The 13,790-nt window shown below is 36.8% G+C and carries 16 protein-coding genes and 1 pseudogene; 12 read left to right on the forward strand and 5 right to left on the reverse strand.

Translation table 11 applies throughout. The features are described from left to right. Window positions 1–100 precede the first annotated feature (100 nt). Window positions 101–580: an Hsp20/alpha crystallin family protein gene (locus RUH74_RS04005; RefSeq protein WP_313798964.1), complete on the forward strand. Its 480-nt coding sequence runs from the start codon at window positions 101–103 to the stop codon at window positions 578–580. 65 nt (window positions 581–645) lie between these two features. Continuing rightward, complete coding sequence (locus tag RUH74_RS04010; protein ID WP_313798965.1) at window positions 646–1,626, forward strand: hypothetical protein; 981 nt, start codon at window positions 646–648, stop codon at window positions 1,624–1,626. Between the two features lie 271 nt (window positions 1,627–1,897). Here RUH74_RS04010 and RUH74_RS04015 read toward each other — a convergent pair whose 3' ends face one another. After that, window positions 1,898–2,602 (reverse strand): alpha/beta hydrolase, encoded by a 705-nt coding sequence (locus RUH74_RS04015; protein WP_313798966.1) that lies wholly within the window; start codon window positions 2,600–2,602, stop codon window positions 1,898–1,900. Between the two features lie 584 nt (window positions 2,603–3,186). Here RUH74_RS04015 and RUH74_RS04020 point away from each other — a divergent pair. The 6 genes from RUH74_RS04020 (at window position 3,187) to RUH74_RS04045 (ending at window position 7,996) form a co-directional block, all read left to right on the forward strand. After that, a complete protein-coding gene (locus RUH74_RS04020; RefSeq protein ID WP_396229847.1) occupies window positions 3,187–3,447 on the forward strand; it encodes an ArsR/SmtB family transcription factor in 261 nt (86 codons plus the stop codon). A gap of 61 nt (window positions 3,448–3,508) precedes the next feature. Continuing rightward, complete coding sequence (locus RUH74_RS04025; protein WP_313798968.1) at window positions 3,509–4,555, forward strand: LLM class flavin-dependent oxidoreductase; 1,047 nt, start codon at window positions 3,509–3,511, stop codon at window positions 4,553–4,555. 117 nt (window positions 4,556–4,672) lie between these two features. Further along, on the forward strand, window positions 4,673–5,869 hold the full coding sequence (locus RUH74_RS04030) for an MFS transporter (RefSeq protein ID WP_313798969.1): 1,197 nt from the start codon (window positions 4,673–4,675) through the stop codon (window positions 5,867–5,869). Window positions 5,870–6,245: 376 nt separating this feature from the next. Further along, on the forward strand, window positions 6,246–6,596 hold the full coding sequence (locus RUH74_RS04035) for a hypothetical protein (protein WP_313798970.1): 351 nt from the start codon (window positions 6,246–6,248) through the stop codon (window positions 6,594–6,596). A gap of 294 nt (window positions 6,597–6,890) precedes the next feature. Then, window positions 6,891–7,454 carry a GNAT family N-acetyltransferase gene (locus RUH74_RS04040; RefSeq protein WP_313798971.1) on the forward strand — a complete coding sequence of 188 codons (564 nt, stop codon included), beginning with the start codon at window positions 6,891–6,893 and terminating at the stop codon, window positions 7,452–7,454. 35 nt (window positions 7,455–7,489) lie between these two features. After that, window positions 7,490–7,996 carry a hypothetical protein gene (locus RUH74_RS04045; protein WP_313799038.1) on the forward strand — a complete coding sequence of 169 codons (507 nt, stop codon included), beginning with the start codon at window positions 7,490–7,492 and terminating at the stop codon, window positions 7,994–7,996. A 114-nt stretch (window positions 7,997–8,110) separates the two neighbouring features. Here RUH74_RS04045 and RUH74_RS04050 read toward each other — a convergent pair whose 3' ends face one another. Next, complete coding sequence (locus RUH74_RS04050) at window positions 8,111–8,569, reverse strand: hypothetical protein (protein WP_313798972.1); 459 nt, start codon at window positions 8,567–8,569, stop codon at window positions 8,111–8,113. Between the two features lie 5 nt (window positions 8,570–8,574). Continuing rightward, the gene (locus RUH74_RS04055) at window positions 8,575–9,363 is read right to left on the reverse strand and encodes a hypothetical protein (protein WP_313798973.1); all 789 of its coding nucleotides are present in this window, start codon (window positions 9,361–9,363) and stop codon (window positions 8,575–8,577) included. Window positions 9,364–9,617: 254 nt separating this feature from the next. Between RUH74_RS04055 and RUH74_RS04060 the strand changes: the two genes are divergently transcribed. The 4 genes and pseudogenes from RUH74_RS04060 to RUH74_RS04075 form a co-directional block, all read left to right on the forward strand. Then, the gene (locus tag RUH74_RS04060; protein ID WP_313798974.1) at window positions 9,618–10,427 is read left to right on the forward strand and encodes a hypothetical protein; all 810 of its coding nucleotides are present in this window, start codon (window positions 9,618–9,620) and stop codon (window positions 10,425–10,427) included. Between the two features lie 15 nt (window positions 10,428–10,442). Then, window positions 10,443–10,772, forward strand: a complete 330-nt coding sequence (locus RUH74_RS04065; RefSeq protein WP_313798975.1) for a replicative helicase loader/inhibitor — start codon at window positions 10,443–10,445, stop codon at window positions 10,770–10,772. Continuing rightward, window positions 10,702–12,021, forward strand: coding sequence for a replicative DNA helicase (gene dnaB / locus RUH74_RS04070; protein WP_313798976.1), 1,320 nt, complete (start codon window positions 10,702–10,704; stop codon window positions 12,019–12,021). Before RUH74_RS04065 ends, dnaB begins: the two co-directional genes overlap by 71 nt. Window positions 12,022–12,140: 119 nt before the next feature. Next, window positions 12,141–12,313, forward strand: a pseudogene (locus tag RUH74_RS04075) (hypothetical protein); the annotation flags it as partial. 101 nt (window positions 12,314–12,414) lie between these two features. Here RUH74_RS04075 and RUH74_RS04080 read toward each other — a convergent pair. Together RUH74_RS04080 and RUH74_RS04085 are read right to left on the reverse strand one after the other, a co-directional pair. Continuing rightward, complete coding sequence (locus RUH74_RS04080; protein ID WP_313798977.1) at window positions 12,415–12,792, reverse strand: VOC family protein; 378 nt, start codon at window positions 12,790–12,792, stop codon at window positions 12,415–12,417. A 52-nt stretch (window positions 12,793–12,844) separates the two neighbouring features. Beyond that, window positions 12,845–13,708 (reverse strand): helix-turn-helix transcriptional regulator, encoded by an 864-nt coding sequence (locus RUH74_RS04085; RefSeq protein WP_313798978.1) that lies wholly within the window; start codon window positions 13,706–13,708, stop codon window positions 12,845–12,847. Window positions 13,709–13,790: the final 82 nt, after the last annotated feature.

The following is a 13,790-nucleotide window of genomic DNA, read 5'->3' on the forward strand; positions in this document are numbered from 1 at the left end:
TGCATGATTTACTAATTCAAAAATATGATGGATATTAGTATATTATAGGCTTGATTTGGTCAGCTAATTTTATTCCCAGCATGTTAAGGAGGCTCCATGCATGGATATGAATAAAATTTTACAATGGATGGAGTTAGCGAAAAAATATCAATCCAGTGAATTTTGGAATGGAATTTTTGATGAGTCCTCCTTAGAAGACTTTATGAAAGGGAATGTAGGATTTGGCCAGGGGCAGGAAGGCGGTTCAAAAACGGAAAAATGGCAAGTGAAACAATTTCCGCCAATAGATATTTATCTTACAGAGAAAGAAGTATATATTATAGTAGATTTACCTGGATACAAAAAGGAAGACATTACGTTGTCTGTGTCAGGTGCAAAACTTTTAATAAAAGGGTATAAAAAAAATATTGTGAACGGTGAACCTGTACAAAAAGAAAGATATTGTGACGACTTTAAACGAATAATTACTCTTCCTGAGCCTACCATTCCTGGTCAAGTGGTGGCGAAATTTGAGAATGGATTACTCTTAGTCTCTTATAATAGACAATTTAGCAAGGAAGAACATGTGCCGATTGATTAGTTATTGACTATTGTTAAATGAGGCTTCATTAAGAGGAAAATAATATACATTTGTGGGGATTTATGATGCTTAAAGGCGTTTTTAATCGAAATCATTATAAAGGCGATTCAATAAGCTACCAAGATGAACTTCACAAGCAAATTCTAAGGATGGATGCACTTGAAGCACAAATAAATAAATTACTAGACTCAGAAAAAAAACTTAAAGTAAATGTATATGGAAAGAATGAACAAAAAACTTCTAATGAAGACGATTGTATGAAAGATACACGTGTAAATGCAGCAGATATCAGCTTTTATAAGCAAAAAGTAAACGAGCTTTCTCGTAGAATGAATAATCTAGAGAAAAAGCATCGAGAAATCGAATGTTCGCAATCTAATAAAACGAACCAGTCTTCATCCTTTATAGAGCAAAGCATCGACGAAAAACAAGTAAAACGTTTCATAGAACAGCTCGTTTCGGAAAAATTAGCATGTTATCACGGCAAAGAACAGAAGCTGATGGGAAGAATACAAACGCTTGAACAGTTGGTCTTAAATGTAGATACTTTGGAAAGCAAATATGAAAAGATGAACGAAGCCCAAGCAGGGTTGATAAGAATAACAGATGAATTAGTAGAAAAGCATAATGAGCTACTGAAAAAATGGGAAGATGTAGCAAACACTGTAAACAAACCAAACCCGATATATGAAACGTTATTCATAGATAAACTCTATTTAGAAAAATATGAGCAAAACAATAACTTTGAACAGCTTGGTATTAAAGAATTAAGTGGTGCCTTAAATATAGGAGCAACATATGGGAAAGATGTGATTCCAAAAAAGGTAACAGAGGCAGTGAAAGCGGAAATGGAAAAATTGAAGCAAGTGAAAGAAGAAATGGAAAAATTAAAGGGGTATACGGACGAAGAGGAAATAGAAACGGAGCAAGATGGGACAGAGGAAACAGAATGCCATGCTGACGAGTTTTCATCCGAATGGGAGTCCGTTCCTTCTGAAGAGGAGGAAGGCTACGTAGACATTTTTATTGAAGATGATGATACCTAAGATAAAGAGGAAGATTTCATTTAATAAGTTATTAAAAACTCGGTTGGATCAATATGGTCCTTATAATTGTAAATCGATAATATAGTTGTTTAATTTTGTTATGAAAATATAAGAGCCTTGCTACAATCTAGTGTGTGGTAAGGCTCTTTAAAGTTGTTTTAATTCTTATTGAACTAAAGCACCTGTTTGTTTAACTGAATACATTCACATTTATAATGTCTCTCAAATATAATATCAGTTTATATATTCACCTAAGTTAAATTGTAATTTGTTAATCGATATGCTTGTGTAACCACTGTTCAAATATCTTTAACTGTTCTTCAGTATGAAAGTAATGTTCACCTGTTTCCATGACTTCTAATTCACAATGATGTTTTTTTGTAAAATAGTTAATAGTTTCAAATTCGCACAGTTCATCCTTGGCTCCATACATAATATATGTATCTGTATTCCATATATTAATAGGATGTTCTTTTACATAGCATAAATAATCCCAATATAATTTTTGACCAATAGGTGTTTCTATAGTCATTTCTTTTTGCAAAAGCTCTGGTGTTACATTAAACCATTTCATCATATTTTCGATAATTCGTTCCATATTAACTACAGGTGATAAAAATAATGCCTTTTCTAACACATCATTTTGATAGGCTAAAAGGCTAAAATAAGCTCCGATACTACATGCAAACACGCTTACTTCTTTCCAATGTTCTTTTGCGTAATTCATAATTATAGATAATTCACTAACACAAAACTGTACTTTACAAGGAGTATTATCATTTTTTCTTTCTCCATGCTCAGGTAAATCAAAGCTTATTACTTGATAACCTTTTTGATTGGCTTTTTCAGCTAATAATTGAATAACTGCATCTTCCTTATTTGACATATTTCCATGTACTGCAATAAAAATTTTTTCACTCTTATCTCCCCATAAAACCGTGGGAATATTATTAATTTTAAAATTATCTTTAAGCATATTTCCTCCAAAGATAAGACACATAGGACTTGGCAAAAAACCGCACGCACTTTATAATCCTCTACTCAGTTTTAAACAAATCAAACTATTCCTAATTTATCACAAATGAATTATAATATCACCCTACTTTTGTATAACTGAGTCTACTTTGTATTTAAAACCTTTCTTTTTTTCCATTTCTTCAGAAGCTACAAGTTCTTATTTTGATTCCTTATTGAGCTAATCTACTCCGTTCGTAGAAGAAGGATCTTTATACAATTATATTATTTTTTAAATGGCTTGATTGTAAAGTAAACAACTTTATTATCTCTGCACAATAATAAGACATCTAATCTAAATGAGGTTTCTTAATATCCTAGAAACCCCTATAGGGCGCCTTTGGAGAAAAAAGGAAAGTGTCTTTCTTCATGAAAAGGACCATATGGTTGAATATCCTATTTACAATGTCTTGCTACTATCAAATTCTCCTGAGTGCAAGCAGTCCCCTTTACATTTCAACAATAAGGTGCTAATATGATTTCGATACTTATAGAAATATAGAAGAAATCAGGAAGGGGATCATAGTGGCTGAAAACAGAGAAGAGATGGAGAAAGCGGTCAAAGTCTATAAAGCTTTAGGTGAACCAACACGTTTAAAAATTGCTTTGATGCTAGCGAAAGAAAGTAATCAATGCTTTACTGCCATTGGAGAAAGGCTTGAAACAGTAGCTGGCTCCACTCTTTCGCATCATTTGAAGCAATTAACGGAATCTGGTTTAATTCATTCGCGTAAAAACGGATCATTCATTCACTATAGTGTCAATGAGGAAATGGCTAAAAAATTTGCACCATATTTATTGGGGTAAATTTTTTTAACATTCATTTCTATATTTCTAGAAGTATAAAATTAATAAGGGGTGAACGATTATGGATAAACAGTCAAAAATTATGGAGTTGGGAATTACCACTTTTCTACAAACGTCCAAACATGGAGAGGTCTCGCCTGCAGAGAGGATACGCCAAGCAATTGAGGAGATTCATTTGGCTGATCAGGTTGGCCTGGATATATACGCTATTGGCGAACATCATCGGATCGATTATGCAAGCTCGTCACCAGCTGTCATTCTTGCTGCTGCAGCCTCCACAACGAAACGCATTCGACTATCGAGTGCAGTTACTGTATTGTCTTCTGATGATCCTGTTCGTGTGTACCAGGATTTCGCAACACTTGACAGCCTATCGAAAGGAAGGGCAGAGATTATGGCAGGACGTGGTTCTTTTATTGAATCATTTCCACTGTTTGGATATGATCTGAACGATTATGAGGCGTTATACGAAGAGAAGCTTGAACTCTTATTGAAAATCCGCGCTTCAGAGAAGGTAAGCTGGCGTGGCGGGCATCGTCCAGCAATGGACAATATGGGCATTTATCCTCGTGCACAGCAGAATCCACTACCAGTATGGATCGGTACAGGTGGTAGTCCAGAGTCAGCCATACGAGCGGGTGTGTTAGGACTTCCAGTTATTTTCTTGATCATCGGTGGGATGCCAGAGCGGTTTGCCCCTTTGGTGAGGTTATATAAGGAAGCCGCAGAGAAGGCAGGACACGATTCTAGCAAATTGCAGATTGCAACGCATTCTCATGGATTTATTGCAGATACGTCTGAAACAGCAGCCGAACGGTACTTCCCCGTAATAGCCGAGCAGATGAACCAAATTGGAAGGGAACGAGGATGGTCGCCTTACACCCGTGAATCTTTCGAAACTTCTCGTGACATTCGTGGTGCCCTTTATGTTGGAGACCCAGAATATGTAGCGGAGAAAATTTTGCTTGCGCAGCAGAAATTAAGCTTAACCCGTTTTCTTATGTATGTCGATTTCAGTACATTGCCACACCAGGAATTGTTAAAGACAATCGAACTTTTAGGAACCAAGGTTGCCCCTATAGTTCGCAAAGAACTTGCTAAGAGATGAACATCTAGATGAGGAGGTGTTGGAAAAAGAGTGATATATGGTTATATAAGCTTAATAAGTAGATTTTTATCGTTATCATTTTTATATTTCTAGAATTATAAAAGGGAGAGAGATTAAATGCTAAATTCTTGGAAAATATACATATTGGCAATCGTTAGTTTTTTAGTAGGGACATCTGAATTTGTTATTGCTGGAATATTAGATATGGTCGCAAGTGATGTAGGTGTGACAGTAGCAGCGGCCGGACAGCTCATTACTGTTTACTCACTTTCATATGCGATTGGCACACCCATTCTAATTGCATTCACGGCAAAAATGGACCGAAGAAAACTAATGCTGTCTGCTTTGGCAATGTTCATTGCGGGGAATTTGGTAACCATTTCAACCACTGGTTTTGCTATGTTGGTCGGAGCCAGAATTATTTTGGCAATCGGCACAGGTGTGTTTATGGTGGTGGCACTTACAGTTGCGGCTAAGATTGCTCAGCCTGGTAAGCAAGGGAGTGCGATTGCTACTGTTCTTTTAGGCTTTAACCTCGCGCTGATTCTAGGTGTTCCTTTGGGTAGAGTTATTGCCAGTTTCTATGATTGGAAGATTATTTTCGCTGGCATTGGAGTATTCAGCTTAATCGCAGCGTTTGTCCTTCTGCTGACCATTCCTAAGTCCGAGGGGGAAACTCCTGTGCCTATTCGAGAGCAGCTTTCTTTACTTAAAACACCGAGAATTTCTGTAGGTTTGTCTATTGGGTTTTTCTGGATCTTGGGGTATACGATCATTTACACGTACATTTCACCTTTCCTTCTAACCATTACTGGTTTGAGCGATCGTATGGTCAGCATCAGCTTATTTGCATTCGGTATAGCTAGCCTTCTTGGTTCGCAAGTTGGCGGTTATGGCGCAGATAAATGGGGCATCCCACGTACTATGATTGGAGGTTTGTTACTCCACTCAGGAATATTGCTTTTATTGACTTTATTCTCTCATTTATCTATGTTTGTTCTACCTTTACTTATGTTGTGGTCATTTTTTGCTTGGTCAACAGGTCCGGTTCAACAAGTTTATTTGATTGGCATGGCACCGGGAGCTTCGGGAATCATCCTTAGCTTAAACACGTCCATCATACAATTAGGCATGGCTGTTGGAGCAGTAATTGGAGGAATGGTTGTTGAAAATATATCGCTTCAAGCAGTAGGGTGGATTGGAGCAATCGGAGTTGCAATAGGACTTATCCCTGCGCTGCTATCCTTCTCTATGAGTGGTCGATCTATTACTAAAGATCAAAAACTAACCGCGGAGAACAATACAGAATTCTGATACACATTCAACAGTACGATTGTTCTAAAGGCGAATTTAGGCTGCTATTAGGCTTCCTAAATAATAAACCAGCTGGAATAAAGGAGTTTATGCTTAATAAGAAGCAACTCAGAACGGTAAACCGCCAATTGCTTGCAGGCTCAAGGGCGGTTTGCTTTTTTTGATAACGCGATAAATTCATTCCTCTTTATATCTATTCCAATCACTTTTTTTAAGATTTTCGAATCGAGCGTTCTAATTCGAAAGATGATAAGTTCCCATGATCTTATTGCTACATAAAACTAGATCACTTTGCTAATGAGAACCGAAAAGGCGTAAAATAATGGGTGAAACAAATTGTCGAAAAATTCCATCCGTTAAATAAAGGAGGCTATTTATGCGGCTATTTTCTACTGTTCTCATTTTATTCTCAATCCTTTCTATGTTAAATGGCTGTACAGGAAGTCCTGGACAACACTTAGGCGGGGCTTTAAATAAAGAACAAGCATTAAAACTAAATCCAGATGCAGATATCTTTGAGTTTGATGGGGAAGTTTATAAGACAAATGTCGATTGGATCGAAGAAGAAGAGTTGAAAAAAGAGAAACAAATAGGAGAAATAAAAGAAGGGATGGCTAATAAATTACCTATTGGAGCTAAAATTTTTACAACAAAAGAAAGAAAAGATATTTTAATTGTTGAATATGATGGAAAAGAGAAAAGGTATTTACTTCAACTCGGTGAGTAAACTAAACAGCCCTATAAAAAACACCAGTCATTCGATTAAAAAACCGGGAAATTCAATCGAATAGGGACTATTGGAATGAATGAATTTTCTCCTTTACAAAGTTAGTGTATATATGATACTCAACATTTGACCTATTTCTGAAGCAAGAATTATGCACTTCTTTATGTATAAGACAGTTTAGCTCAAGAAGGATTAGCGCTTTTTTTGTAAAAGTTATTTAATCTAACGGGCGTTTAGGTAAAGAACAAACGCATGCTGGTAAATGTTAAATCGAATGAATGGAGTGTGAGTGAAATGGTAGATTTAAGTAATAAACCACTTATAGAAGGGAAGAAAGTTGTTCTCAGACCTTTTAAGGATGAAGACTTTCCTTTTATAGAGGAATGCTTAAGGGATCCCGAAGTACTAAAACTGACAGGGAGCAGTTCAGATTTTGATAGGGAATCAATTCTCAAATGGTATACTACTAGAAATGAACAAACTGATCGTTTGGATCTTGCTATTGTTGACCAATCTCAGGACATCTTAGTAGGAGAGGCAGTCGTCAATTTATACGATGAAAATAGTCATAGTATGAACTTTAGGATACTTATTGGTCCAAGGGGAAGGAATCGAGGTTTAGGAACGGAAGCAACTAAACTTGTCATTGATTATGTATTTAAAAATACTACACTTAACCAATTAACTTTAAGTGTTTTTGACTTTAACCCAAGAGCCAAATATGTTTACGAAAAGGTTGGTTTTGTAATAGATAGTATTGATGAAAACGGCCTAGAGTTTGAAGGGGAATGGATTGATTCTATCAATATGAAATTAACAAGAGAAAATTGGATAAACAGAGAAGAAAATGCTTTCTGAACGAAAAAAAGAGGGAGGAAAAAATGAAATTTTGTATGAATTTTGGTGATACAAATTTTATTGGAGTTGCAAATGCGGCTACATATAAATCTTTTGTAGATGAAGATTGGGAGTTAGATAGTCTTTTGCAGCATTTTGGTGACGAGATGAAGCAAGGGCATCTTTTGGTTTTTCAAATGACGGAAGAAGGAATTGAATATTCTTGGAAAGTAGATGTTAGCGTAGGGACAGAAGAAATAGCTGATACATGCTTTAGGAAAGCAGCAGGATGTATAGAAGTGACAGAAAACCAACTATATTTAGTGGATCATGACTGCCTGACAATGGCTGCTCAGTTTGAAGATCACAAAGTACCTGATCAGAATTGTTCTAAGTATAAGATTGACATAGAAAATGGCTTTTATAAGGTTGAGGTAGTTCAATATTATAATGTAGATAAAGATGAATATGTTGGAGCGGGCGAAACGGACATTTTGTTAAACTTTATAAAAGTTTCTGTCAGGGAACCGATAGCTGAAAGTGTGTTTTGGTGTACATATTAAATGGATCATAGGAAAAGAGTAGAATTGTAACAAACTTTATTATATCATCACTAAAAATAGTAACCGCTCTCCTTACCTAGGCGATAGTGGTTACTTCTCTTTAATAGGATTCAGTCACTTTACCTTTGCTACTCCTAACGCAAAATGATTCCAAAGGATATTCTCAACTAAGTCACCTTGTGATTCTTCGCAATCAACAATCAAGATGATTTCAGCCTGCTTGCCTTTTAAACCTTTCTTTTTTTTCTTTATAACTAATTCTATAAAAAGGCGAATAGCAAAACCAAGAACGAACCCAGCAAATGCGCCAATAAGCCCCCAATAAATGGGACCCCATGCTAATTTAAATCCGATACTTGCCCCAATGACTGAAAATGCGGTGGCTAATGCCATACCGATATCAATTAGGCTTGTACCGTCGGAGCGATGCAGAGTGTCAAAAACTTTCCGGTCTTCTGTTCGATTATCCAGTGGGACAGCAAATATGTTTTCTTTTTGTATCCCATTCTTTTCTAAAGTGGAAATGGCCATCTCTAAGTAGCCAGTCGTTTCAAATGTTGAAAAAAGCTGCATATGTGTCACTTCACTTTTTGTCCCTTTAGTATTTTGAAATTTTTCGATTGATAATTCAAGGTTAAATGTTTTCTTAAATCTTTTTCAAAAAGTTTATTATTTTCCACCGTATTAATATAGGAGTCATAAATAGCAAACCCATAATGAGAAGGAATAAAAAGAAGCCAGTCTGGATGCAATACGGAGGTAGCTTCTTTTATATCCCCTAAAATCAAAAGGACAATCGCCTCTTGAACATGAGAAAAATAATAAAAAATAACTAACCATACAATGACAAATATAGCTGTTAAAATCCGATGAATATATAACTGACCAAGACCTGGAATAAATAATGACCACATTAGAGAGACAACTGGGTTCCGTTTATCCAGGTAGTTAATTTCTAATGCCCCAATTGAATATGTATTAAAACAATGATCTTCTCTGTCTGCTAACAAGTAAATTCGATTCATATCCACTGATGTCCGATAACTGTCCCAGATTCCAAAGAGGTAAACAGGAATATACATAAGAAGCCATCTTGTATCTAAAACTTCTTTTGCCATATCAATATTTCCTTGGAAGGAATAGATCATGGAAGAATTAATATTCGCTTTCACATTTACGATTACTTCCCAAATGAATAATGCGTATCCTCTAAGGTATTTAGATAAAAGCATATGACCAAACCCAGGGAAGGCTGCGGACCACCAGGCAATGATATAAGGATTTCTTAAATGCAGCTGTGTTGTTCCAAAAATACTTACATGGGCTTTATATCGTCTGGCAGTGTTATCATTTGTATAGTTGTTCATGTCATCCACCTTCGGAACTATTTATAATATATTTCCAAATGTGGGCAATATTTATTCTTTCCTTAAAGGATGCCGCTAATCTTGAGTAGCTGCATAGATCAGGTGTTCACAGCACCTGATCTTTTTTAATTAAGTATACAGGAAGCCTGTCCAAAGTTTCTTAAAAGAACCCTGTCCTATTTGACCGTATTTCTATATATGAAAGGTGAGAATGAAAATGGAAGGATGGTAAACATATGTGCGGCTGGGTGAAATTGAATCGTGATGTAATTGAGGTTGATTTATGGAAAGAAATTGTTCCATTTCGGCTCTATCTGTTGCTGCTGGCACGGGCAACAAGAGAGGACGGAAGAATGGTAAGTGGCGTGCCGTTAAAACGCGGGCAATACATAAGGGCTTATTCGAAATTAGTGGAGGATCTTGGCTACCGTGAGGGCAGAGGAGAGAAGCAATATTCAAAAAGCACCATCAAACGATCGGTGGATAAGCTCGTAAAAAAACAGTTAATTACTGTTGAGGAAACGAATGTGGGAACGCTATTTACCTTATTAAATGGGGAGGAAATTCACTCAAAAGGATTCGTCGATTTTTTTTGCCCTTCTTTTCGCGGAACGATGACAGAACCATCTAAAAACGAGGACGATACGAAAGTGGAACAAAATCAAGAAAGAGAGAAGAAAGAGGAAAAGGGAATGAAAGAGAAGGATCAGCTAGGAGAGCCCTTATTTGAGGGAAAGCCAGACCAAACCGCGAGAATGAATGCGATCACGGAGCGTTTTCTGCAGCTCCGCAATCGTGGGGCAGTCTTGTCAGCAAAAGACATAAATGCGATTGAAAAAGTCGCCAGGATAGAGGTCCCACTGGAAAAACTGCTCAATTGGATGGAAAGCATTCATGCGAACTATCAGCAAAAATCGCCACAGCAGCGCATTCACAGCATGGCCTATTATGAGGCGGCAATAGTAACACGCCTTGGGAAAAACGAGTGGCAAAGGAAGAAAACACAAAAAGAATCCCTTCTGGACCGCATTGCCCGGCTCGAAATGCAAGGGATCCTCCAATAGAGAGGTTTACGGAAAATGGATAAGAAAGATGTGATTCAAGTGTTAGCGGCTATTGAATCTATGTATCCACAATTTAAAATCAGCGATGAAATGGTGCTCATGTGGCTAAGAGTGATGAAGGAAATGGATTTTCAGCTTGTCATGCAAAAATTGACCACTCATATCGCCAAGCATCCCTTTCCGCCAGTGCTGGCCGAGATTGCGGGATTTCAGGAGAGAGAAAATCAGTTTTTGCAGCAAACAAAACAATGGGAGCAGGAAGGGAGGGAGCGGATTGAACGAGATCAGCTATATGCCAGAAGGAAACCAACTCCTGACTGGCTATCCCCATCCATCCGAAAGTAAAGAAATTGCAGCGGAAAACATGGTTCTAGGAGCTGTTTTTTTAGAACCTGAGTGCATGTTTGAATTAATTCTTGAGCCTTATCATTTTTCACTAAAGAAAAATCAGCTTATTTTTCAAATAATGACGGAGCTGCGCCAGGAATCTCAGGGGATTGATATCGTTACTGTGGTCAATAAGCTTGGCAGTCAGATTGAATCAATCGGCGGTGTAAGCTACTTGACAAGTCTTGCCGTAAGCTGCCCGACAACCGTTCATCTTGAAGACTACCAGCAGATCGTGCTCGAGCATTATAAGCTTCGCGAATTAAAGCGGGCAGCAGCTAATTTTTTGAATGATGGGAGATTGGCAGAGGCGGAGCACTTCTATCAGACCTTTATCAAGCTCCAGGAAATTGGCATGACATTTGAAGAAACGAAACACGATCTGATCATGGACATTTTTAATGAAATGTATGAGGACCAAGGCGACCTGAATGGGATCGATACAGGCTTTGACTCCCTCAATCGGATGACAAGCGGCTGGAGCAATGGGGATTTAATTGTTTTGGCTGCACGGCCATCCATGGGAAAAACAGCTTTTGCCTTGTCGCTAGCGATGAATTGCTGTAAAAAAGGCGGTGTTGTCGATGTGTTTTCCCTTGAAATGCCGAAAAAACAGCTCGCCAAACGAATCTTAAGCAGCCTATCAAGAATTGACGGGGCCAAATGGAAAAATCCATACAGACTATTTACTGAGGAAGACCAGGAAAAAGCAAATAAAGCTCTAGGCGTCTTCCATCAATGGAATCTCCAAATCCACGATCCCCCACAGAGAAATGTCTCCGGCATAAGAGCCCAAATTCAGAAAACGAGACGGGAATTTCCTGAGGAAGACTATTTGGTTGTGATTGATTACCTTCAGCTCATCAACGTCTCTGGAAAATATGATCGCCATGACCTCGCAATCGCCAGCATCACAAAGGAATTAAAACAGATTGCCCGTCAATATGAGGTTCCGATTATTCTTCTTTCCCAGCTATCAAGAGGAGTGGAGCAAAGAATGGACAAGCGCCCGAAAATGTCCGACCTCCGTGACTCCGGAAGCATTGAACAAGATGCCGACCTCATCATGCTTCTTTACAGAGACGAGTACTACAACAAAGAGAATACCGACAACAAGTTCATTGAAATTGACATTGCCAAGCATAGGAATGGGCCCGTTGGAATGGTTAAGCTGTTGTTTGAGAAGGAGTATGGGAGATTTGTGTAAGGAAAGAGACGGTTTTTTCGAATGCGATGGTAAGTAATGAGTATGCCTTAGAATAGTGTTAAGTGGTGAGCAGTTCGAGTGATTCGTGATAACATATATGGGTGAAAATAGATTAGCTGATGATAAACTATGAAAGTGGGTACACCTTTGACAATATTACAAGTATCATTGATTTCATCCTGCATATTGATGAGCATCTCGTTGAAATCATCCAAAATTTTGGCGGATGGTCATATGGAATCTTTTTTTTATCGTATTTGTAGAAACGGGAATTGTGATTTTCCCTTTCTTAAGCAGAGAGTAGAAATAACTCTGGATAAAGAAGCATTAAAAAGACTAATTTAAATGGAAGGAGACCGTTAGTGTTATTTAGACGGTCTCTTTTTAGTTTTCTTATACTTGTACTTCACTCATAAATGCATGAGTATTATCTTCTGTATCTTTAAAAAATACCATCCATGTTTCTGTTTGTCCCATTTTCGCTACAACATGTGGTTCATCGATAAAGATAACTTCTTTACTTACTAAGCGCTCATAAGTATCTTTAATATTAGTTACTTGAAAATAAATAACTGAACTTGAATGGGCGAATTCATCTTTTTCTGGTAGTGATAACATTAGTCGCAACCCATTACATTCAAAGAAAGCCATATGATCAGTGTTAAATAAAAGGGAGAGTCCTAATGTTTCTTTATAAAAATCTAATGCTCTATTCAAGTCTTTAACTGGTACACCAATTTGTCCAACTTTTTGAACGATTGTCGTTGCCATAATGCATGTCTCCTTTCAAATATCTTTTCAATATAACAATAAATAATATCCTCTAATTTTTCTTATCCAATATCACCATTTTTCGATATTCCATAGGAGATATACCAACATGTTGTTTAAACATTTTACTAAAGGACACAGGGTTTTGAAATCCAAGTATAAAAGTTATATCAGTCATATTTTTATCTGCTTTTGATAATAGTTGCTTTGCTTTTTGTATTCTAAATTCCGAAATATGCTGATGAGGTGTATTACCGTATATTTGATAATACGTTCTTAATAAATGGTTTGGTGATAAACAAGCAACTCTAGCAATTTCATCTAGTTTTATAGGTTGATTAAAATATGATCTAATATAATCATGTGCAATACTTACTCTTCTATATAATTCTTCACGGGTAGAATTACGAATGGCATGTAATGATTCCATCTCTTTATATGTATTAAAGTGTTCATTTAAAATAGAATACATGATCTTATGAAATTGTTCCTCATAACCAACGGAATCAATATCAAGACTAGGTAATATCTGCATAAAATTTTCCAGTTGAGAAGATAGAGTGTTATTTTTATGATAGGTCTTTTCAAAAAAGACAATTGAACTTGTATCCTTAAACGGGTCGCTTAGAAGACGATCATTTGTTTCTTTTAAGGAATGAAAGAGTTCTTCTGCAAACCCATCTTTAAAGAAAAGACAAAAGGATTCTACAGCTTTAGGTTCATCAATTGATATTGTGTATGCACCTTCATTGAGGAGTAGGTATCTACTCTCTTCAACAGCAAAAAAGCCTTTGTTAGTCTTATAATGGGCTTTACCATTAAGGAATGTTTTAATGGACAGTTGACCAACTCCTTCCCAGTAAAACTGTTCGCTTTTTGCATGCAACACGAAATTGGTAGAATCATTTTTTGTCATAATACAATCTCCATAATAAATAACTTATTTTTCCATAGTAATATTATACATAATAATGGAATTTTAAGTATGTCTTATATAT

Origin of the sequence: Cytobacillus sp., assembly GCF_032154635.1 — a bacterium.
Lineage (GTDB): Bacteria > Bacillota > Bacilli > Bacillales > Cytobacillaceae > Cytobacillus.